Genomic DNA, 22,046 nt, shown 5'->3' with positions numbered 1-22,046 from the left:
TAAGAGTTCCTACAACAGCGTAGTAATTATTCGTCGATATCGCTTCTTCCTCTCAGCGATGTTGACTTGATAGCGTCCTCGGCGTTCCCCGCCGGCCGAGGATGGCGGGCATTATGTCCGCCTTGCAAGGGCCGTTTCTCCCGCCGGAAACGGCCCTTCTTTTTGCTCCGGTGCCTGGCACGGCGGGCAGGGGCTACGTGTCGCGGAAATCGACGGATTCGCTTACCGGCCGCCATTTCTCGGCATCGATCGATCTGGCGCGTTCGCCTGCGTCGATGCGTTTCATCGCATCACTTCCGAGGATCAGATGATGTGGTAGCTCGTCCGTCCGGGAAAGATCGAAGATGACTGCGGCGCACTTTTGTGGATCGCCTGGCTCACGGCCAACGATCGTCTTTCCGAACTGGACGTTGGGGCCGAGTATCGGTTCATAGTCCGATTCCAGCGCAGGTGTCGTTGCAAGTGCCGCAGAAGTCCAGTTTGTGCGGAGACTGCCGGGCTCAATTGAGATAACTTTGATGCCCAGCGGCCCGACTTCCTTGGCCAAGGCCTCGGAAAACCCGCTGACAGCAAATTTCGCCGCACAGTATGCCACCGTTCCGGCGGCCGCGATCCGCCCGGCGGACGACGATATATTGATTACATGGCCGGAGCGTTGCTTTCGCAGCAGAGGAAGAGCAGCCCGGGTCGTGTTGACGACGCCGAAGAAATTGACGTCTATTTCGGTCCTAAAGTCGTCTGCAGCTGTCTGTTCGAATGGGCCGACCCTGGCGTAGCCTGAATTGTTGACGAGTATGTCCAATCCACCGAATGTGCTGATGACATGATCGATCGCACCCTGACATGCTTCGGGTGACGTAACGTCAAGTTCATAGAGTTCGACCCGATCTCCGTACTGTTCCTTGAGTTGCTGCAGACGGGAGATGTCGCGGGAGGTGGCGACCAGTCGATCTCCTTTTGCGAGGACTAGTTCCGCCAGCGCGCGCCCCAGACCGCTTGCACATCCTGTTATCATCCACGTCTTGTTCATTGTTGGCGCTCCCCGAGATACGTGCCTTGCATGCTGGTCGATAGCTAAGTGCAGATGTCCTGCTCCAAAAGGCATGAATTTCGGACGCTGCGTCCAAATCTACACACCTTGTTTTGAGCCGCTGTTTGGTTTCCGTGGTCGTCGCGAATGCGACGACGTGGGTTGTTTTGCCGGGGCTTCGTGTGGGGGAGGGAGAAAGTTAGTCGAGAATTTTGGTCGTTCGGGCGCCGCGTGATGATGATGAGAGCTTCAACGGAAAGTGTCGTAAGCGCCGTCTCCGCCCCATTGGACAGGCTGTATTTTGAGGCTGGCTGGGCGTGCGAAAAGGTTTCCAGGACTATCTGGAGATTTGCATGGCAGATGATGGATTTGTTGGGCGCTACGAAGTTGTCGAGCCGCGCCGCGGAAACCGGCGTTGGCCCGATGATGTGAAGGCGCGGATCGTCGCGGAAAGCCTTGAGCCTGGTGTTCGTGTTGTTGATGTCGCGCGCCGTCATGACGTTGTTCCGCACCAGCTTTCCTTCTGGCGCCGACAAGCGCGCGAGGGCATTCTGGCGCTGCCGTTTGAGGCTATGCCGGGCCTGTCGGAGAGCGGCGATGCCGAGCCTGCATTTGTGCCTTTGGCGATTGCGGCAGAGCCGAGCGAGGCTGTGAGTGTTTTGGCGCCGCCGCTGTCGGAGGCGGTTTCGTCGGTCTTAACGCTGGAGATCGGGCCGGACGTTGTGATGCGGGTTCCCGGCGATGTGCCGGTTGAACGTGTGGTGGCTCTGGTGCGAGCCATGCGAGGGACGGCATGATCGTCGCGGGCCAACGACTTCCGATCCTGATTGCAACGCGGCCGGTGGACTTCCGCTGTGGGCATCAGGCGCTGGCTCTGATGATGCAGACCGAGTTGAAGCTCGACCCGCATTCCGGGGTGACGGTGATCTTCCGGTCGAAGCGCGGTGATCGTCTGAAAATCCTGGTATGGGATGGCACCGGCATGGTGCTAACCTACAAAATTCTTGAACATGGAAGCTTTGCCTGGCCCAAGGTGCAGGATGGGACGATGCGTCTTTCCAGGGGGCAATACGAAGCTTTGTTCGAAGGTCTTGATTGGCGACGGGTCATGGCGCAACGGGTGACCGCGCCGTCGGCGGCAGGGTAAATATACGGCTGCCTTTGCATTGTTTTATTTGGCTTTTTTGTGCTGCCTTGCTATAAGACCGCATGTCGTCACCCCTTGATCTCAGCCTGTTTCCGGACCTTCCGCCAGAGGTGGTGAAGGCGTTTGCGGCGATGCAGTTCGAACTGTCGGTCGAGCGTGCTGCACGTCAGCATGAGCAGGCTGTGGTTGCCGAAAAGGACGCCTTCATCGCCGAGCTGAAGGAACTGGTCGAGAAGCTTGAAGGTCAGGTTCACGACTATCGGCGCACGAAGTTCGGGCCGAAATCGGAAAAGCTCGATCCGGCGCAGATGGAACTGGCGCTGGAAGACCTTGAAACGGCAATTGCCGAAACACAGGCGCGGATTGCCGCCGTCGAGAAAAAGATCGAAGCCAGCGCATCCGATCCGGACAAGGTCGCTCCTCGCAAGGAGCGTAAGGCCCGTGCACTGCCCGAACACCTGCCGCGGGTCGAGCGGGTGATCGAGCCCGAGAGCATCGTTTGTCCCTGTGGTTGCGGCAACATGGTCCGGATCGGCGAAGACCGGACGGAACGGCTCGACCGGATTCCGGCGCGCTACGAGGTGATCGTCACGATCCGCCCGAAATACGCCTGCCCCAAGGGTCGAACGGGCGTCGTCCAGGCCAGAGCGCCGGCGCATCTGCTGGAAGGGAGCTGGCCGACCGAAGCCCTTCTGGCTGAGATTGCCGTCTCCAAGCATTCCGAACATATGCCGCTCAACCGGCAGGCCGAGGTCATGGCGCGACACGGGGTGCCGATAGACCGCACCGTCCTGGCCGATTGGATGGGCAGGACGGGTGCTGCGATCGCGCCGGTGGTCGACCATCTGGCCAAACGGCTGCTGTGGGAAAGCACGCGGCTTTATGTCGACGAGACAACGGCTCCGGTGCTTGATCCGGGGCGAGGCAAGACGAAGACCGGTTATCTATGGGCCGTGTTGCGTGACGATCGCGGCTGGAATGGCTCTGCGCCGTCGGGCGTGGTGTTCCATTATCGACCTGGGCGTAAAGGCGAATATGCCGCTGAAATCCTCGACGGGTTCAACGGGACAATCCAGGTGGATGCCTACGGTGGTTACTCTCACCTCGCCACGTCGGACCGGGTGGGTGGCGATCCCTTGAGGCTGGCTTTCTGTTGGGCGCACGGGCGCAGAAAGCTGATCAAGGCCACGCCAAAGAGTGGATCGCCCATCGTCGACGAGGCGCTGGTGCGGATCGCCGCGCTCTACAAGATCGAAGACAGTATCCGTGGCTCAGATCCCGAACATCGCCGGGCAGTTCGACAGGACCTCTCCCTCCCGCTGGTGGACGCGTTCTTCGCCTGGCTGGCAGCGCAAGCCAAGCGCGTCTCACGCAAGTCTGACCTCGGAAAAGCCCTGGCCTATATGCTAACGCGGCAGGACGGGTTCCGGCTGTTCCTGGACGACGGCCACGTCGATATCGACTCCAACCTGGTGGAAAACGCGATCCGCCGACCGGCCATGAACCGCCGCAATGCGCTCTTTGCGGGGCACGATGAAGGGGGCCGCAATTGGGCCCGGTTTGCCAGCCTGATCGGCACTTGTAAAATGAACGGCGTTGAGCCCTACGCCTATCTGTGCGATCTCTTCACCCGCCTCGCAAACGGCCACCTCGCCAAAGACATCGATGCCCTGATGCCATGGGCCTATGCCGCCCGCATCACGGCCTCACAATGAGCTCGTCAGGTACTCTTCGGTGAGCTCATTTGACCGCCGAGGATCGGCCTCAGATCGCCGCAACTGAAAAATCAATGGGGCGTGGACGTCGCATACAAAGTGTCCCGCATGCAAGGCAGCGAAATGCGCCGGCGTGCGATCTTCTCCTCAACGGAACGTTGGTGGTGTCGGTGCTCTGCGGAATGGGTTGCCGTCCAGGCGCATGCCGGGAGACGTCCGTGTCCATCCAACAGCGCGGCAACGGTTCGTCCAGGGCTTCCGAAGGGGGAACTCCTGCGCTCCATGCAGCGAAACTTTCGATGAGGCACTATTTCCAATGATGCTCGAGGTCCTGTCCGTCTCGTTAGCCGTTGTGGTTGTTCTGGCTGGCGTCATGATCGCGCAGCTTATGCGCGCGAGATCGCATTTGATCGAGTGCAGCCGGGAGATAAGTGAGCTCACAAAGTTGGTTGAGCTGCTGCCGGTCCACATCATTCGGGTCGCGCCCGATGGGGAGCCCATATACTTCAATAGGCGTCTTTTGGAATTTTGCGGTTTGGAGGGCCTGTCGGAGCTCGATAACCCAGGCAGTACCCGGCTTGCCACGGTTCTCCGCTCTCTAGTGCATCCGGCTGATGTGGGCCTGTTCAAGAAGACGGTGAGGTCTTTGGCAGAAGGCGAATCCTACTCGGTGCGATACCGGCTGCGACGTGGGGATGGACACTATCGTTGGATCAACGCTCGCGGCGAGCCGATCAGGGATCGGTCGGGTGACGTTGTTCAGTGGCTGATCGCCTCCGTTGACGTCGACGACGAAGTGCAGGCACTAAATGCTCTTCACGAGAGAGAAAGCCAGTTACGCCGGCTAGTCAATGCTGTCCCAGCGAATATCTGGTGCTCGAATCCTCGGGGTGTTCCAATGGGCATCAACCAACGGCTGCGCGACTTCGTCGGAACCGAGATAGAGGACTGCGATCTGCCGGAAGGAAGGCGGCTGGATGTGGCTATCAGAAGCTCGTTCATCCCGATGACCTTGCTAACGTTCGCGAGCGTTTCTCGCATTGCCGACGGACCGGTGAACCCTTTGCAATGAGATATCGTATGCGTCGGGCGGATGGGGTCTACCGATGGTTCGAGGGGCGTTCCGAGCCTTTCCGCGATGAGAGCGGCGAGATCAGACAAAGGTACGGCGTACTCTACGATATTGAAGATCAGGTGAAAGCCGAAGAGGCTTTGAAAGAACGGGAGCGCGTCGTTTGGCAACTGGTCGAGACGTTGCCGGTAATGGTCGATTGCGCAGCGCCAAACGGCGAACCGATTTTCCGTGGTCAGCAACTCAGGGAGTTCCTCGGTTACGAGCTTGAAGACCTCGACGGCGGTGAGAAGTCGAGATTGAACGGCACGCTTGACGCAGGTGTCCATCCGGATGACCTGGCGGGTGTAAAGGAGCATTATGCCATATCGCTCCGTAGCGGCGAACCTTACGCGCGCCGGCATCGGCTTCGCCGCTTCGACGGCGAGTATCGTTGGGTGGAGACGAGGGCTAAGCCAATGAGGAATGAGGATGGCGAGATCACCCAATGGAACGTGATTTGTTTGGATATTGACGGAGAGGTTAAAGCCGAAGAGAGCCTAAGGTTGGCCCAGGAAGCGTTGGCAAGGGCCAGTCAGGCCGCCAGCCTGGCCGAACTCTCGGCATCCATTGCGCACGAGGTGAACCAACCGCTGTCTGCAGTCATCAACTCTACGAACGCCTGCCTGCGATGGCTTCAGGCAGATCCGCCCAACCTGTTTCGAGCCACCAAATCGGCGGAACGCATCATTCAGAGCGCAAACTCGGCCGCGGATGTGGTCAGGCGAATTCGTGCGCTCTTTCAGCAGTCGCTCGACGTTCGGGACACGACTACGCTGGACGGAGTCCTAGCTGAGGTCAGGGATTTCGTCGCAGCCGAAGCATTGCGGCACAACACGGCGCTGGAAATCAACGTCGAAGATGACCTCCAGCTGATGCCGTTTGACCGGATTCAAATCCAGCAGGTCTTGATGAATCTGGTTCGCAATGGCTTGGACGCGATGTCCACAATTCCAATTGAACGCCTGCTGAAAATAAGGGTTTTCCGTGTTGGGGGCGAGGTTCACACAGAGGTCAGCGATCGGGGAGCCGGCGTGCAGTTCCCAGAGCGGATATTCGAGCCATTCTTCACTACCAAGGAGAAGGGCATGGGCATGGGACTTGCGATATCGCGCTCTATTGTCGAAGCGCACGGCGGGCAACTTTGGGCTGAGAAAAACGGCCCGATCGGTTCGAGGTTCATATTCTCCCTGCCGGCAGCCAACGCCAAATCCGCTTAGTGTAATGTGCCTGCTTTACCCGGCGCTCACCCGGTTTGTTGACACTCATGCTGTTGCTCGATGTCGAATTGTCATCTGATCAATCGAATCTCCTAGCCGCCGCAGGGGCATCCCGCGACGGCGAGCGGACGACCGGTTCTACGATCGGCGCGAGCGGAGACGTTCGGCGTAACCTGAATCCAGGTGCCCGACGCTGACCGGAAAAATCTTCTCCAAACCATCGTGGAGCTCTGACTCGGAAACCCACCCCTTGCCGTTCGTGTCAAGTTTCGCCCACTTGCTTTCACTGTAGGCGGTATCGTGCGGCTCGCCGTTCATCTCGGCGACGCGGGCCTGTCCATCCATAAACTCGGCCTTGGTAACCTTGCCGTCCTTGTCGGTATCCGCCCAATCGAGCGCTTGCTTCGACATACGGGAATGGAATTCCGCAATGAGTTCCTGATCGCTACGCACGGTGGGCATCGTGGGAGCCTGAGCCTGGCGCGTGTCCATTTTCTCACTGACGGAAGACAGCGCATTCCGGCGGGTCTGGGCAATCAGGGTATAGAGAGAATTGTCAGAACCGATTTTCATGAAAGTGATTTCCCTTGCTGGTTGCAGTTGATGCGCGCGAGGGTGGTTCCGACGCCTTGCTTGAAACTTGCCTTCGAGGCCCTCCAAACGTCCTTGTTACAATTGCAACCACTTCGCGAAGCAACGCCGGGGAGATTCGCCGACTGCGACTGGCGGGGAGACGCTAGAACGACCGTATAGCTATCCACCTTCCACGGCCGATGGCCTAGTGGGACGGCAAGAATCATCGGTAGAGGCCATGACCAAAGAGAGACTGACGACCGCCGCAGGCGCCCCCGTATCCGACAATTTCAACATCGAGACTGCGGGGCCGAGAGGTCCTGCGCTGCTTCAGGACATCTGGCTTATTGAAAAGCTTGCTCACTTCGATCGTGAAGTGATCCCGGAGCGCAGAATGCATGCCAAGGGCGCCGGTGCGTATGGCAACTTCAAGGTCACTGCCGATATCCGCCAATATTCGAAGGCTGCGGTTTTCGCCGAAGTGGGAAAGAAGACCCCGGCTTTCGTTCGCTTTTCGACAGTAGCGGGAGAACGAGGGGCAGCCGATGCGGAGCGCGACATTCGCGGCTTTGCGGTCAAGTTCTACACCGAACAAGGCAACTGGGACCTGGTCGGGAACAACACGCCTGTTTTCTTCTTTCGAGATCCTCTGCGCTTTCCTGATCTCAATCACGCCGTCAAACGTGATCCACGAACAGGAATGCGCAGTGCGCAGAGCAACTGGGATTTCTGGACATTGCTTCCAGAGGCACTTCACCAGGTTACGATTGTCATGTCGGATCGTGGGATACCGCGCTCTTTCCGCCATATGCATGGTTTTGGAAGCCACACCTATAGCATGATCAATGCTGCCAACGCGCGTCATTGGGTGAAGTTTACCCTTAGAAGCCAACAGGGAATATCAAATCTTACAGATGCTGAGGCGGCGGACATAATTGGCCGAGATCGGGAGAGCCATCAGCGTGATCTCTTCGACAATCTCGAGCGCGGCGAATATCCGAAATGGAAAATGTATATCCAGGTCATGTCAGAAGTGGCGGCGATGTCTCACAAGCACAACCCCTTTGATGTGACCAAGGTTTGGCCTCACGCCGACTACCCATTGTTCGAAGTCGGCGAACTCGAGCTGGACCGCAACCCTGAAAACTTTTTCGCAGAAGTCGAGCAGGCATCTTTCACACCTGCGAATATCGTTCCGGGGATCGGATTTTCGCCCGACAAGATGCTGCAGGCGCGCCTGTTTTCCTACGGTGATGCCGCACGATATCGGCTCGGTGTCAATCATCACCAGATACCGGTAAACGCGCCTCGTTGTCCCGTTCACGCATACCACCGCGACGGCGCGATGAGGATCGACGGCAACCACGGCGCTACCACGAGTTATGTACCGAACTCTGCAAGCGAATGGGACGAGCAGGCGGATTTCAGGGAGCCAATGCTGAGCCTGAACGGTCCGGCCGGTCGCTTTGATCATCGTGTTGACGAAGATCACTTCGAACAGCCAGGCAATCTCTACCGGTTGATGACCGAGGAACAGAAGACAGCCCTTATTTCCAATACAGTAAGGTCGATGGCAGAGGTGTCCGCGGGCGTGCGATCCCGGCACGTTGCAAATTGTCGCCGTGCGGACCGCGATTATGGAGATCGACTGGCCCGCGCTTTGGGGGTGGCCGAGTAATTCTTATCCCACCTTCATGGTGCCCATCTGATAGTTTGCTACCGTATGGGGATGGGACACATTGGATGGCTGACCTTTGACCAGCCATCCAAACCTTTCCGCGAGATCACCGCAAATTCGAGAACGCTTTTACGAGTTCGGCAGAAAAGAGTTCCGGCTGCTCCCAGGCAGCGAAATGGCCTCCATGCTCGACGGTGTTCCAATAGAACAGGTTCGACCATGCGCGCTCCACCCACGAGCGGGGTGCCTTGAAGAACTCGTGCGCGAAGATTGACGCGGCCATAGGAAGATCGATCGGGCCAGCCGAGTAGTTTCCAAACCCGGTCTGGAAAACCTCCCAGTAATAGCGTGCGGACGAGCCTGCCGTGTTGGTGAACCAATAGAGCGAAATGTTGTCGAGCACAGTGTCGATCGACAGTGCTTCGCTGAAGTTCCCGTTGTTGTCAGACCATGCCTGAATTTTTTCCAAAATCCACATGGCCTGGCCGGCTGGTGAATCCGCAAGACCGTAGGCAAGGGTTTGCGGCCGCGTGCCATGCTGGTGCGCGTAGGCGCCGGCGGGGCCGGAAAGGAACGCCATCGACTGAAGCACCTGCTGCTCTTCCGGGGTAGGATTCGCGAGCTTCTCGGTTTGAAAAACCAGGGGAAGATTGACGTGCGCTGCAATCAACCCTTCAGGCCTGCGTTGCGCCAATCGGTGCGTAACCAGCGACCCCCAGTCTCCACCTTGCGCAACCCACCGATCAAACCCGATGCGCTGCATAAGCACGCCCCAGGCATCGGCCGTGCGCTCTGCATTCCAGCCCAGATCTTTAGGCCGGTCGGAAAAACCATAGCCGGGAATTGAAGGGATAACGACGTGGAATGCATCCTCCGCCTTGCCGCCATGTGCGGTGGGGTTTGTAAGGCGATCGATGGTACCCAGAAATTCGACGATTGAGCCCGGCCAGCCATGGGTCATGATGATCGGCAGGGCATTGTCGTGTTTCGATCGGACATGAATGAAATGGACACCCAGACCGTCAATTTCTGTTCGAAACTGCGGATACGTGTTGATGCGAGCCTCGAATTTACGCCAGTCATATTGGTTGATCCAATAATCAACCAACGCTTTCGCGTCACTCAGGGGAACACCCTGAGCCTGATCTTCGACTGTCTCCTTGTCAGGCCAGCGGATGTTGGTCAGCCTGATTTTAAGGTCCTCGAGTGCCGCTTGGGGTATGTTTACCTGAAAGGGCACGAGTTCAGGAGACGCCTTTCCCTGTGGAACCGCACGGGCGGAGACACCGCTTGCCAAAAGTGTTGCGCTGATTGCGGCTGCGCCTCCTAAAAGCGCTCGCCTAGATTGCGACTGGAGCCCATAGGGTTTCGATGATGTCTCGTCGATCATTATTACTGCCTCTGTGATGAAGAAATCCGGTAGGAGACGCGGACTTTTTCCATCACGCGCTTCTCGTTCCCTCCGACACGTAGGTTGGGCCAACTTCGGCGATTAGACCTGCACCATGCACAACAACTGTTCCGGGAACGATATTCTGCTCTGCGATTTAGCGGATCAAGGAACACAAGTTGTTCCACATCGACCGCTAATATCCGTGCCGCCGAGCGATTATTTGCTCCGTATCGAAACGGAGTTAGAAAAATGAGTGCTTTAGATGGAAAGGTCGCCATCATCACGGGCGGCAACAGCGGAATCGGTAAGGCAACCGCCCGGCTTTTCGTGCGCGAGGGCGCGAACGTCATCATAACCGGACGGAGGCCAGACGTCGTCGACAATGCCGTGCGCGAGATCGGTGCCGGCGCCAGCGGATTTTGTGGAGATGTCGCTGATATCGCGTTCCATAGCCGCCTGGCGGCCGAAGTTCGGAATCGCTTTGGAGCCATCGACATCTATATGGCGAATGCCGGAATCATCAATCTTGCGGGCTCCCATACGGTTAGCCCGGAGGAGTATGATCAGCACTTCGCCGTGAACAGTCGCGGCGTCTTCTTCGGTGTACAAGCGATTGCGCCTTTGATCCGTGACGGAGGCAACATCATCGTCACCAGTTCATTGGCGGCGACGAAAATTCTGCCCCAGCATACGGTCTATGCCGGCTCCAAGGCCGCCCTCGCGGCTTTTGCGCGCAACTGGGCCATTGAGTTCAAGGAAAGGCGTATCCGGGTCAATATATTAAGCCCTGGTCCTGTGGACACCGAAATTCTCGGAAAGCTGGGTGTAAGCGAGGCGGATCGGCCGGCACTCGAGGAGCATATGGCGAATATTATCCCTGCTGGGCGCTACGGTCAGCCGGAAGAACTCGCCCAAGCCGCGTTGCTTCTCGCATCGAATGGCTTTGTAAATGGGGTGGAATTGCACGTCGACGGCGGAATGTCCCTGGCGTAACGCACACCGTTTGGGAGGAGTCGGCCGACGCGCTTGCCGCGTTGGCCGACATTTATACCAGCGCGAAGGGGATGCATTGCGGTATGAAAGCAATGGCGCGATCACGCTGCGTTTCATGCGAGCTTCCAAGTTACCCGCCACTGCTGAACCTTCGCTCACGGCCGTTGTAAAGCGCGCCGATATAGACGGGTGTGCAAACCAATGGTTGGGTTGTTGCCATTGTTTTTGTCATTGAAATTGCACCGCGGTCTCTTGGAGAGGCGGTGCCTGTTTTCCTGGAGAGATGATCCTCCAAGTGGCAATGCGGGCCTTTTATTTAAAAATTCCTGGAAGGATGTCCCATGCGTAAACTCATCAAGGTAGCAGCATCCGCAGCGTTCTATACGGTTTCGCTCATGCCCGTTTTTGCTGAAACCTCGAAGCCAACCATAGTCCTTGTGCACGGTGCATTTGCCGACTCCTCCAGCTGGAATGAGGTCGTGTCACGGTTAGAAAACGACGGCTATCCTGTCGTGGCGGTGGCGAATCCGCTCCGAGGTGTGAAGTTCGACGGCGAATATGTCGGGAACGTCTTGAACGGATTGAAGACGCCGGTCGTGCTGGTCGGGCATTCCTACGGAGGTTCGGTTATCAGCGAGGCTGCAGCCGACGCCGACAACGTGAAAGCTCTGGTGTTCGTCGCTGCATTTGCGCCGGAACCCGGGGAGTCTGCTGCGGCGCTTTCCAGCAAGGAACCTGGCAGTACGCTTGCACCGACACTGGCAGAACCCGTTGTTTTGGAGGATGGTGTAAAGGACCTCTACATCGACCAAAGCAAGTTTCCCGAACAGTTCGCGGCTGATGTGCCCTTAGCGGATGCCAGATTGCTGGCTGTAACGCAAAGGCCGATAACCGATGCGGCATTGACGGAACCGGTGCGCAAGGCCGGCTGGAAGAACATCCCCTCCTGGTTCGTCTATGGTGATGCGGATAAGAACATTCCGCCGACTACCCTTCAATGGATGGCCGAGCGGGCAAATTCCAAGGGAACGGTTGCAGTCAAGGGTGCTTCCCACGTCGTTATGATCTCCCATCCCGACGAGGTCACAAAATTAATCGAAACAGCAGCAGAAACAATAAATTGATGGAAGCGCGCTGCTGGTGAGCCTACGAGCGAGCCAAGGGGCGGAGTGACGTCCCTAAACCTTCGTTTGGGAGGTGCCGGCAGATAGGCAATGTTAGCCTTCACGCCATCAAACCTAGGAGATTGACATGCAGGCGATCAAATATCTTGTGCTCGGGATGGTATGGTTCAACGTGGTTTTGGCAGGCTGGTTGTCGATCCACATGCTCTATGATCCGGAGGGATGGTATTATTTTGTGCCTGGCGTCACTGACACGGGATTTTTCAATCAGCACTTCATCCGCGATATCGGTATAATCCAGGGATTTGTGGCAGCCGCGTTCGTTGTCGGCATCTACCGGACGGAAAGGCGGATCGAGCTCTGGGCGGCCGCGACGCTTTGGCTGATAGCACACGGCGCGTTTCATCTGTGGGAGGTCGCCGTCGGAATTTGTTCGGCATCCGTCATCGTTCGCGACTTTCCCGCGGTGAGCCTTCCAGCGATTTTCGGAATTGCGGCGACAGCGTGGGCGTGGAGCCAGCGGCAGAATGCCCCGGCTTCAACTCGAACCGCATCGCTCAGCATCTGAACCGGGACGGCGAGGAGCGCCTTTGCGTACCTCGCGAAGACCCGGCGTCTATCGCGACGTGATGTTCGTTGGGGAAACGCCTCCGGCGGTTCCCACGCACTGGTCGAGGCGGCGATGCAATGATCCCTGAGGTCGGTCGGCGTGATCGGATGCCGTTACAGACGAGGAACGTAAACCAAGGTTTATGGTCTCGACCGACCTAATCGGTGATATCTTGCACCTCACGCCAGGGTAGCGCTGTCACCGCCGTCTCCGACTGCGCCGTCGTGCGACGAGTAATCTCCAAGGCAGCCTGGGCGTCCGGTGTCCGGTTCAAGCGTTTTGACTTTGCCACAATTTTGATCGAGGCGAGACCATGCAACACGTTCAAGCCGAACCGTCCACTGATCCAATCGTTTACGTTGTGGATGATGACGAGGAACTGCGCGAGTCGTTGCTGGACCTGTTCCTGGTCACAAAAAAGCGCGCCTCGGCGTTCTCGAGCGGATCGGAGTTTTTACAACTCGCAGATATGAGCGCCCCAGGATGTGTCGTTGTCGACATGAGAATGCCGGGTGTCACTGGGCTGGATCTGCAAAAGCAGCTCAATTCGATCGGAAGTCGGCTGCCTGTTATCTTCTTGACGGCATTTGCGGATATCCCGACGAGTGTGAGAGCCATGAAAGCCGGTGCAACTGACTTTATCGTCAAGCCTTTCGCCAATCATGATCTGCTGCAGGCAGTAGACCATGCCATCAGATTGAATACGGAACGGCGAAAAACAGATGCGGAGCTCGACCGGATCAAATCTCTCGCCGACACTTTAACTCCGCGCGAGCGAGAAGTTATGCTGGCGGTGGTGAGCGGACTGATGAACAAACAGGTCGCTTACCAACTTGGAATAAGCGAAATGACGGTCAAGATTCACCGAATGAGCGTCATGCGGAAAATGCAAAGCCGATCACTGGCCGATTTGGTCCGAAAGGTCGAGCAGCTTCAAAGAGCTCAACCGTGATAGCAGGCTCGAGGCCTAAATCCGCTTCGGAGATTTGAATTATCCGCCCTCAGCAAGGCCTAAATTCGGAAAGACGATGATATCGGCTTCAGTGGTGGGTCTGTCACCCCGTCACCTGCATTTTGCTGATTAGGAGCAAATCCAGGAAATCGCTCGCTGCCGTTTGTTCAGCCGTTGATTTGCAATGGGATTTCTCGCGACACCGCACCCCAAACCTACGTTTATCTATGCCCCAAATGATATTCGCTTAGGGTCGAGAAAGGCCGTCAACCATCGACGGCCCTTCACCTGAATAGGATGACACAATGACACAGCGCATTAACTTCGCGACGGAATCCTCGGATATCACAAAGAAATTCGTGGAGTTCGTTGCTGCTACCAAGGTGAACGCAGTCGAAGAGTCCATTCGTGATCTGGTCAACGTGCGTATCGCGCAGCTCAACAACTGCACGTTCTGCCTCGACATGCACGTCAAGCAGGCAAAAATCCACGGTGAGCGCGATCTGCGTCTCTACCACCTGGCATCCTGGCGTGAATCGACGCTTTTTGCGCCTCGGGAGCGTGCCGCACTTGCCTGGGCCGAAGTGCTGACCAAGCTGCCCGAAGTCGGTGTTGCTGACGAGATCTACGAACGCGTACGCACGCAACTGAGCGAGAAGGAAATCTCCGACCTGACATTCGTTGTCATGGCAGCCAATGCCTGGACGCGCGTCAACGCCGGCTTCAAGACCGTTCCCGGTTCCTCGGATGTCATGCTCGGTCTGGACCAGGCCGGTCTGAACTGACGGACGAATGCGTGTCGCGCCTGCCGAGGCAGCTTTCTGCAGTATTTCTCGAAGACAAGGAGCAAGATATGAAAATCGTTGTGATCGGTGGATCCGGACTTATCGGTTCGAAGCTCGTGAAACGCCTCCAGGCCAAGGGGCATGAGGTCATTGCCGCGTCGCCGGCATCAGGCGTGAATACGATTACGGGCGAGGGCCTCGCGGAGGTCCTAACGGGAGCGCAGGTCGTCGTCGACGTCGCCAACTCACCTTCATTCGAAGACAAAGCGGTGATGGAGTTTTTCCAGACGTCGGGGCGCAACCTGCTGGCTGCTGAGGCTGCCGCGGGGGTCCAACACCACGTGGCGCTATCGGTCGTCGGAACGGACCGGCTCCAGGACAGCGGCTATTTTCGGGCGAAGCTCGCTCAGGAGAAGCTTATCAAGGAAGCCAAGATACCGTACACGCTGGTTCATTCGACGCAGTTTTTTGAGTTCATGTTCGGCATCGCTCAGTCCGGCGTTCAGGGCGATAAGGTCCATCTCTCTCCTGCTATGATGCAGCCGATCTTCTCGGACGATGTCGCTGACGCTCTTGCCGATCTGGTCTTGGGGCCACCCATCAACGGCGTCGCTGAAATCGCCGGCCCTGAGCCCATCCGAATTTCGGATGCTGTTGAAAAGTACCTGCGCCAGATCGGCGATCGCCGCGAGATCATTGTCGACAACAAGACGAAGTACTTCGGTGCGTTGCTCGATGACAAGACGCTCATGCCCGGTGCCGGTGTCCGGGTCGGCAAGACGGTATATTCCGAGTGGGTCAAGACGGCGACGCCACCTCCGGCGCGATAAGTCTTTCCAGCGCCTTTGTCCTGCCAGCGGTGAACTGGCATCAAGGAATTTACGTCATGGGAGATCGCAGGTGCTGCGATCTCCCATTTTTCGTAGTCGCCACCGTATCGCTCACGGCCTGGCATGGTTGACGGAATGCATTGGCGTTGGTCCTGCCTTCGGGCGAAGCGAGGCGGACAGTTCGAGGCATCGTCGGCGAACGATGATTGCGGAAAGGGAAAAAGGCGCAGTGGCAAAAAACTTCGGAGCTCAAAACAAGGAGGGTGCCCTGTTTGGGCACCCTCAAATTGGAATCAGTCTTCGATGAAGCTGAGTATGTCCGAATTGATCAGATCGGCATGCGTCGTTGCCATGCCGTGTGGCAAACCCTTGTAGATCTTGAGCGTGGAGTTTTTCAGGAGCTTTGCGGAAAGCACTGCGGAATCCGCAACCGGCACGACCTGATCATCATCACCGTGCAGCACGAGAGTCGGCACGTCGATGGACTTCAGGTCTTCGGTGAAGTCGGTCTCGGAGAATGCCTTGATTCCGAGATAATGAGCGTTTGCTGCACCGGTCATGCCCTGACGCCACCAATTCTGGATCATTGCATTCGACGCCTCGACGCCGTCGCGATTGAAACCGTAAAATGGGCCACTGGCCACATCATAGTAGAACTGCGACCTGTTTGCCGCGAGCGCCGCACGAAAGCCGTCGAAGACATCAATGGGAAGCCCGCCGGGATTGTCCTCAGTCTTGACCATAATTGGCGGAACTGCGCCGATCAGCACGAGCTTGGAAACCCGTCCCTTGCCATGTTTGGCAGTATAGCGGGTCGCTTCGCCGCCTCCCGTCGAATGTCCAACGTGGACGGCATTGCGGAGATCGAGATGTTCAACCACTGCAGCAACATCCGAGGCATAGTGATCCATGTCGTGCCCCTCGCTGACCTGGCTTGACCGGCCGTGGCCGCGGCGATCGTGGGCCACGACGCGATAACCTTTCGAAAGAAAGAAAAGCGCCTGGTTGTCCCAGTCATCACTGCTTAGAGGCCATCCGTGATGAAACACGATCGGCTTCCCGTTCTTCGGACCCCAGTCCTTATAGAAGATGACGGTGCCGTCTTTCGCGGTGACGTATCCGGTGCCCTGAGTGGTATCGTTTGTCGCTTTCTTCTTATCTGCGGACTCTGCCTTGACACTCATGGCCGCTGTTGCAGCCGCAAGGGTCAATGTGCCCGCCATAACATTTCGGCGCGTGGCGGCAATGGAGCGTGCATTCATTTCAGATCTCCTGATCGAAAAATTGGAAAATTTGCCCAAGTGCGGCCGGAAACTCGGCGGACGCCAGTGGAGCAATTGACGCTAACAACTTGGATTAAAACGCGAAACTATACATTGGTTTCGCCGATTGGAGCTAGCTGGCGGGATTGACGGGCCTGATGCTTCGTGACGTGCATCGGGCAAGGAGGCCACTATCCGCATGCCGTGTGAAGGTCGCCGGCGCGCTGAGAAGCACATATTCGGTCTCGTCCGGCCGCCACTCGAAAAACTGCGAGCCAGGGTTATGGTCATGAACGACAAGGTCGTGATCGGCAGCCAAGAAAAATTCAGCATGGATGCTGTCGGCAATGCCCGCAAACAACATCCGTTGTCTCCTGGGCCTGCCGTTATGCTCACACACACGCACGTCAAATATGCCGAGAGTCGCATCCCAAGGAGCTCTCGAAAGGGGACTGTTCTGCGCAGTCAGTGCCCGGTCAGAATAAGCATAAATCTCGGGGAGATCGAAGAACCGCTCGGTTTCCGTTTGTCCAAGCCCTTCGTTGTCGGGATGCCAACAGTCGGCATTAAGCCGTCCCGTGCGGCATTCACGGGTCAAGCTTCCATGGCTGAGCAATTGGCGGCTTTTTTAACCATAGCCGTTCCTGCAGATCGCAATCTCAACGACAGCATATCCATACGCCAGCGGGTTGCGGCCAATGCTGTCTATAACGGTTTTGAGATCCCGCAGGTAATCTGTGTAGGACGTAACAGGCATCTCGACATCCACTTTGCTTGGCGTGCCTGGTTGCCCGAGCGCGCCGCGAAGGCGAGATTAGGAGGATGCACGAGGCGGTTACAGCTATACGGAGGTTTGCCCCGAGTCCGACTCATTGAATCACTCTATTTCACGACATTAATGACATCGTTTATTGTTATAAATCCGGGGCTCGTATATATGTCCGTGGCATGCCACGGAGGAGCCGATGAAGCACATTGTCGTGTTGGAAAGTGACGACGCTGCGCGCTCTGATCTGGTCGGTTTTCTCGCGCTGCAGACCTTCCGGATAACGCAATTGTCAGAGCGTCCACAGCTTCGGCAAATCCTGTCACGTGAGATTGTCGATGCAGTTTTGATCGATGTGAAGTCGGACGAGGATGTTGAACTCGTGAAGGACGTTTCACTGCTTACCGACGCACCCGTGCTGATCCTGAGTGGCAACCGGATAAACGAAGATGAGAAGGTACGTGGACTCGAGGCAGGTGCGGCAGACTATGTCTGCAGGCCCTTTGGATACCGCGAACTCTCGGCTCGGCTCCATGCCGCATTGCGCAGAACGTCCAATTCGAAAGTCGAGCGCCAACGACGATCATACAAATTCTGCAATTATGAACTGGCGGTACAGCGGCGTATCGTTACGCGGCCGGATGCCGTCGCAGTCAAGCTTACGACCGCCGAGTTCAATTTACTGACAGCATTTTTGAAGTCGCCGCGTCAGGTACTCACGCGCGAGGAGTTGGTATCCGCAAGCCGGGTCCATTCCGGCGAGATTTATGATCGTAGCCTTGATGCACTGATCTTGCGGCTACGGCGGAAGATCGAAGTAGATCCTGCCTCACCCCAAGTGATTATAACCCGGCGTGGGGTTGGCTATGGGCTGGAGTGTGACGTTCAGTTCGATGAAACGCCGCGGCTGAAGCGGTGACAAAGTCAGTTTCCGACGATGCGCGATGCCTTAATTTTCACTCTGTCGGAAGGCCGTATTTCAAAGCGGCAGGTGAGTTTGCCATCATCCCTGCATGTATCAAAAACATCGTTTCCGCTTGCCGCACTCAGAAAGGATGCGACCGCGCTACAGATTCTTTTGTCAGTCCTGACAAGTCTTCCGATCGGACAGGAATGGCTCACGATCATCTTCTGGCCGTTCTCAATCGTTGTCTCGATTTGGGCACCGTGTTGTTCAAGGAAGCGAAGCGCAGTTGACAGGCCGTGATCCTCGCCAAGGACCGAAGTCTTAAACGCGGTATGCAAGTCCGCACCGAGTTGTTTCATGACATCCGGTACGTCGTCCCCGGCTTTCTTCAAAAGCGCCTCGAGAAGAAGAGGAGCAATTGCTTGATATGCGGCCGACATCTGCTCGACCTGCTCGGGAACGATCTCGTAGGAGAGGGATGGTTTTCCCTTTCGCCCTGTACGAACAATTTCCTGCGGCCGAACCAGTCCACGCATTCTGAGGTCCTTCAGCGGGATCAAGATGGCATTTCTGGTCAAACTCAGGGCTTGGCACAGTTCGGTAATCGTCATGCTGCGATGACGAAGCAAGGACAGGATCGCTTCTTTGGTCGGTTGCGGTAGGCGCATGCCAAAAGCATTTACGCGTGCGACTGGTAGAGGGCAAGCGCTCTGCCCAATACCCCTCAAGGCTTCAGCTCGGTTGGGGCGCCCGATCACGAAGGGCAATGCCGCTTTGAGCGCTGATACTGGAGGCCCTGCGCCCTTTCGATCAGCTATGCTGCCACGACAACGGCCGTCGGCAAGGTGAAAATGAATTTTGCCCCTTTCGGATAGTTGTCTTCAGCCCAAAGTTTCCCCCCATGGGCTTCCACGATGGACCGGGAGATGGCGAGACCCATTCCCATTCCCTTGTTCTTTGTCGTGAAGAAAGGCTCGAATATCTTGTCAGGTTGCAGGACCCCGGCGCCATGGTCGCTGACCTCGGTATAAACCCAGTGGTCTGTCTTATATACGCGGATTCGAAGGAGCCGGTCCTCTGCCTCGGGACCAATCGCGTCGAGACTGTTTCTGACCAGGTTCATAAGCACCTGCTGAATCTGTACGCGGTCGAAAGCCAGCAATTGCAGCTCGCCCTCGATATCAGCCTGTATGGAAACACCGTGTTTTGCGGCGTCTGCCGCCACGAGATCACGTACCTCGCCAACAACCCCATCCAATGACGTCGAGTCGCGGATATCCATTGACTGTTGAAACAAGGAACGAATGCGACGGACGACGTCGACCGCGGTATGGGCGCTCTGGATGATGCGGTCTGCAGATTTCCTTGCGCGCTCGATATTCGGAGGCTCTGCCTGCAGCCAACTCAGGCATGCGGTCGTGGAATTGATCACGGCTGAAAGAGGCTGGTTGACCTCATGGGCGATGGAAGCCGAGAGTTCCGCCATGCTGGCAGCCTGACTCGCTCGTGCCAGGCTCTCTCGTGCCAACCGCAGGTTCTCTTCTGCCTTCACTTCGCCGTCGATGTCCAAGCAAATTACGTTCCACTGAATAATGACGCCCTCGTCGTTTCGCATCGGAGCTGCTCTCGTCTCCACCCAGCGATACTCGCCGTCAAATCGCCTGAAGCGATGCCGCCTCGCATAAGGTTCACCCGTCGCCAGGCAACGTGCATAATGCTGCTTGACGTCCTCGACGTCGTCCGGATGAACGCCCGCGTCAAGGGTGCCCTCCAGGCGGGATTTGCCCGAACCATCCAGTGTATCAAGTTCATAGCCCAGGAATTCGCGAAGGCCTTTGCCACGGAATATCGGCTCACCGTCCGGTGCAGCGCAATCAATCATTGCCGGCAAGGTTTCGACCAGTTGCCACAGGAAACGCTCGCGCTCGCGCAGCGCTTCCTCGGCTTTCATCTGGTCGTCGACGTCGAACAGAACACCATACCATTGAAGGATGGTGCCGTCCTCGTCGCGATACGGCTCCGAACGACCTTCCACCCACCGATACATGCCATCAGCGCGACGCATCCTATACCTCATCAGGAACGGTTCGCCTGTCCTCCGGCACTCGTCCAAGCGATCTCGGACCATCGGCAAATCATCCGGGTGGGTTTGCTTGCGATGTGCGACGGCGCGCCTTGTCTCGCCGGGCTCATCGAAATCTCCGAGTTCCAGTCCGACGAAATTTCGCAGCTGTTGATTGACGTAGATCGGGTCGCCTGCAGGGGTTGAGCACCAGATTTGCGCAGGGACGGCGTCAACGAGCCTTCGAAGCTGCTTCTCGCTCTCGTGCAATTTCTCCTGCGCCCGCACTTCATCGTCGATATCTATCGACACCATCAGCCACTGGATAACTTTACCGTCTTCGTCCCGGAGCGGTTCGCCGCGACCATCCACCCAACGATATGCCCCATCTGCGCGCCTCATTCGATATTTCATCGTATAAGGCTCGTCGGTTGAGAGCGAGCGACGGACCGTTTCCAAGACATTGGCGGCATCATCGGGATGCACGAGAGATCCGATTGCGGCCGCCAAACGGCTCGTTCCAGGCTGGTCGAGTTGGGATATGTCTGTCAGTCCGAAAAAATCCAGCAGGCGCTTGTTGAAAAAGAAGGGTTCACCCTGGGGCGTGACGCGCCTGATCTGAACGGGGACCATGTCCACGAGTTGCGAGAGTTCCCGTTCGCGCTCCTTGAGCGCATTGATACTCTCCTTGAGAGTGGTCAGAGCCTGCTGATGTTGTCGCGAGATCGCGGCCACGATCAACGCCGAAAATGCCGAAATGCCGAGAAAGAGCTGCAGCATGATCTGCTTTTGCTGCTGCGAATCCGGATCGCTGGCAAACTGGTTGGCGCTTGATACCGTCAAGACCGTCGCGACTGCTGCCAGGAGCACCAGGGCAAGGACTGCGCCCTTGAATTCGAATCTCACGGCCGCCCACAGCAAAGGAGGCAACACAATGTAGGCATAGGGCTCATAACCGCTGATCGACAGAACAGCGACTCCGACGAAAATGCCTGCCAATGAGCACGCCTCGATCCACCTATTGGTCAAAACTTGAGATTTGGAGTTCCAGTTCTGAAAAACGATGAGTGCCAGGGGAGCGATAATCGCGATGCCGGTCGCATCTCCAATCCACCACAATATCCAAGACTCACCAAACGGCTGAATATCATACGCCGCGAGAGTGAGGCTGCCGCTCGTGGCGCTAATGATCGGACTGATACCTGCGCCTAACACAATCAGCGCCAGAACCTCTGAGTATGTTTCCAGCCTCATGGGCAGCCCGCATGTCCGGCGGAGCAGCCACGCGCCGAAAGATGCCTCGGCCGCGTTTCCGGCGAAAATAAACGTCGCCGCAGGTAACGGATTGTGGAACCAGAGCGTGTTTGCGAGAAGCTCGCTGACCAGACCAAACAGAATCCACCAGGGCCAGGTCTTCAACGGCGCGATAATGAGGGTGGCCAGGAAAAGACCGCTCGGCGGCCAAAGGGATATCCCGGTACCGGGTATGATCGCCAAGGCATGCGCGAACCCCCCGCCCAGGATATATGCAAGGATGAAGAGGCTCGCATGCGATAGTTGCGGACGAGCTGACCAGACGTTCGTCACCATCTGTCCCCTACCATCTTCCTGCAAAAACGAGCTGAGCCTGACACGATTGAGGATGCGATTTAGCCACCGTTATATGGGAAACTCAAGGACGATTGCTGCCCGGGACAGCCATAATACGCTTTTAAAATCATGCTCTTCTCGTCTGGTATAGCAGTGCTTCTTAACAAAGATCTCGTTTTCGCGGCCCGGCCCAGTGTCGCATCAAGCATCGTTTCCCGATCGCTTGCAGCTGGGAGCAGCTACCGTTGGCGGTCCTCGTTTAGGTCTGGCGCGTGGTGAACATCGCTGAAATGAAGGG

Annotated in this window: 18 protein-coding genes and 1 pseudogene; 13 read left to right on the top strand and 6 right to left on the bottom strand. The window is 56.9% G+C overall.

Annotation, left to right across the window (positions count from 1 at the left end; genetic code table 11):
• Window positions 1-193 precede the first annotated feature (193 nt).
• The gene (locus PZL22_RS09420; protein ID WP_284718598.1) at window positions 194-1,105 is read right to left on the bottom strand and encodes an SDR family NAD(P)-dependent oxidoreductase; all 912 of its coding nucleotides are present in this window, start codon (window positions 1,103-1,105) and stop codon (window positions 194-196) included.
• Window positions 1,106-1,383: 278 nt separating this feature from the next.
• On the opposite strand from PZL22_RS09420, the gene tnpA reads away from it, so the two are divergent.
• From tnpA to PZL22_RS31585, 4 genes and pseudogenes are all read left to right on the top strand, one after another.
• Window positions 1,384-1,827 (top strand): IS66-like element accessory protein TnpA, encoded by a 444-nt coding sequence (gene tnpA / locus PZL22_RS09415; protein WP_127702012.1) that lies wholly within the window; start codon window positions 1,384-1,386, stop codon window positions 1,825-1,827.
• Entirely contained in the window at window positions 1,824-2,177 is a 354-nt protein-coding gene (gene tnpB, locus PZL22_RS09410; RefSeq protein ID WP_010975539.1) for an IS66 family insertion sequence element accessory protein TnpB, read from the top strand. Before tnpA ends, tnpB begins: the two co-directional genes overlap by 4 nt.
• Window positions 2,178-2,239: 62 nt before the next feature.
• The gene (locus PZL22_RS09405) at window positions 2,240-3,892 is read left to right on the top strand and encodes an IS66-like element ISRm14 family transposase (protein WP_127702011.1); all 1,653 of its coding nucleotides are present in this window, start codon (window positions 2,240-2,242) and stop codon (window positions 3,890-3,892) included.
• A gap of 433 nt (window positions 3,893-4,325) precedes the next feature.
• A pseudogene (locus tag PZL22_RS31585) lies at window positions 4,326-6,223 on the top strand (PAS domain-containing protein); the annotation flags it as partial.
• Window positions 6,224-6,361: 138 nt separating this feature from the next.
• On the opposite strand, the gene PZL22_RS09385 reads toward PZL22_RS31585, so the two are convergent.
• On the bottom strand, window positions 6,362-6,796 hold the full coding sequence (locus PZL22_RS09385; RefSeq protein WP_003530995.1) for an EF-hand domain-containing protein: 435 nt from the start codon (window positions 6,794-6,796) through the stop codon (window positions 6,362-6,364).
• Between the two features lie 238 nt (window positions 6,797-7,034).
• Here PZL22_RS09385 and PZL22_RS09380 point away from each other — a divergent pair, with 238 nt between their 5' ends.
• Entirely contained in the window at window positions 7,035-8,474 is a 1,440-nt protein-coding gene (locus PZL22_RS09380) for a catalase (protein WP_003530996.1), read from the top strand.
• Window positions 8,475-8,580: 106 nt separating this feature from the next.
• Here PZL22_RS09380 and PZL22_RS09375 read toward each other — a convergent pair whose 3' ends face one another.
• Window positions 8,581-9,864 (bottom strand): epoxide hydrolase family protein, encoded by a 1,284-nt coding sequence (locus tag PZL22_RS09375; RefSeq protein WP_080573443.1) that lies wholly within the window; start codon window positions 9,862-9,864, stop codon window positions 8,581-8,583.
• A gap of 252 nt (window positions 9,865-10,116) precedes the next feature.
• On the opposite strand from PZL22_RS09375, the gene PZL22_RS09370 reads away from it, so the two are divergent.
• The 6 genes from PZL22_RS09370 to PZL22_RS09345 all read left to right on the top strand — a co-directional run bounded on the left by PZL22_RS09370 (window position 10,117) and on the right by PZL22_RS09345 (window position 15,161).
• On the top strand, window positions 10,117-10,860 hold the full coding sequence (locus tag PZL22_RS09370) for an SDR family NAD(P)-dependent oxidoreductase (protein ID WP_003531000.1): 744 nt from the start codon (window positions 10,117-10,119) through the stop codon (window positions 10,858-10,860).
• 395 nt (window positions 10,861-11,255) lie between these two features.
• Window positions 11,256-11,984 (top strand): alpha/beta fold hydrolase, encoded by a 729-nt coding sequence (locus tag PZL22_RS09365; protein WP_284718716.1) that lies wholly within the window; start codon window positions 11,256-11,258, stop codon window positions 11,982-11,984.
• A gap of 127 nt (window positions 11,985-12,111) precedes the next feature.
• A complete protein-coding gene (locus PZL22_RS09360; RefSeq protein ID WP_003531005.1) occupies window positions 12,112-12,552 on the top strand; it encodes a hypothetical protein in 441 nt (146 codons plus the stop codon).
• A 355-nt stretch (window positions 12,553-12,907) separates the two neighbouring features.
• A complete protein-coding gene (locus PZL22_RS09355; RefSeq protein WP_003531006.1) occupies window positions 12,908-13,546 on the top strand; it encodes a response regulator transcription factor in 639 nt (212 codons plus the stop codon).
• A gap of 305 nt (window positions 13,547-13,851) precedes the next feature.
• Complete coding sequence (locus PZL22_RS09350) at window positions 13,852-14,331, top strand: carboxymuconolactone decarboxylase family protein (protein ID WP_003531008.1); 480 nt, start codon at window positions 13,852-13,854, stop codon at window positions 14,329-14,331.
• Between the two features lie 68 nt (window positions 14,332-14,399).
• Window positions 14,400-15,161 (top strand): SDR family oxidoreductase, encoded by a 762-nt coding sequence (locus PZL22_RS09345; protein ID WP_127542138.1) that lies wholly within the window; start codon window positions 14,400-14,402, stop codon window positions 15,159-15,161.
• A gap of 293 nt (window positions 15,162-15,454) precedes the next feature.
• Here the strand turns inward: PZL22_RS09345 and PZL22_RS09340 are convergent, their stop codons facing one another.
• Window positions 15,455-16,423, bottom strand: a complete 969-nt coding sequence (locus PZL22_RS09340; protein WP_003531013.1) for an alpha/beta fold hydrolase — start codon at window positions 16,421-16,423, stop codon at window positions 15,455-15,457.
• Window positions 16,424-16,712: 289 nt separating this feature from the next.
• Between PZL22_RS09340 and PZL22_RS09335 the strand changes: the two genes are divergently transcribed.
• Window positions 16,713-17,417 (top strand): hypothetical protein, encoded by a 705-nt coding sequence (locus PZL22_RS09335; protein WP_141630403.1) that lies wholly within the window; start codon window positions 16,713-16,715, stop codon window positions 17,415-17,417.
• Window positions 17,389-18,108 carry a winged helix-turn-helix domain-containing protein gene (locus PZL22_RS09330; RefSeq protein WP_003531017.1) on the top strand — a complete coding sequence of 240 codons (720 nt, stop codon included), beginning with the start codon at window positions 17,389-17,391 and terminating at the stop codon, window positions 18,106-18,108. Before PZL22_RS09335 ends, PZL22_RS09330 begins: the two co-directional genes overlap by 29 nt.
• Window positions 18,109-18,113: 5 nt before the next feature.
• Here the strand turns inward: PZL22_RS09330 and PZL22_RS09325 are convergent, their stop codons facing one another.
• Together PZL22_RS09325 and PZL22_RS09320 are read right to left on the bottom strand one after the other, a co-directional pair.
• Window positions 18,114-18,764 carry an ArsR family transcriptional regulator gene (locus PZL22_RS09325; RefSeq protein ID WP_003531019.1) on the bottom strand — a complete coding sequence of 217 codons (651 nt, stop codon included), beginning with the start codon at window positions 18,762-18,764 and terminating at the stop codon, window positions 18,114-18,116.
• 146 nt (window positions 18,765-18,910) lie between these two features.
• Window positions 18,911-21,748 (bottom strand): PAS domain-containing protein, encoded by a 2,838-nt coding sequence (locus PZL22_RS09320; protein WP_003531021.1) that lies wholly within the window; start codon window positions 21,746-21,748, stop codon window positions 18,911-18,913.
• Window positions 21,749-22,046: the final 298 nt, after the last annotated feature.

Source organism: Ensifer meliloti, assembly GCF_030064585.1.
Classification (GTDB): domain Bacteria; phylum Pseudomonadota; class Alphaproteobacteria; order Rhizobiales; family Rhizobiaceae; genus Sinorhizobium; species Sinorhizobium meliloti.
This window is presented reverse-complemented; position numbering and strand designations above follow the sequence as displayed.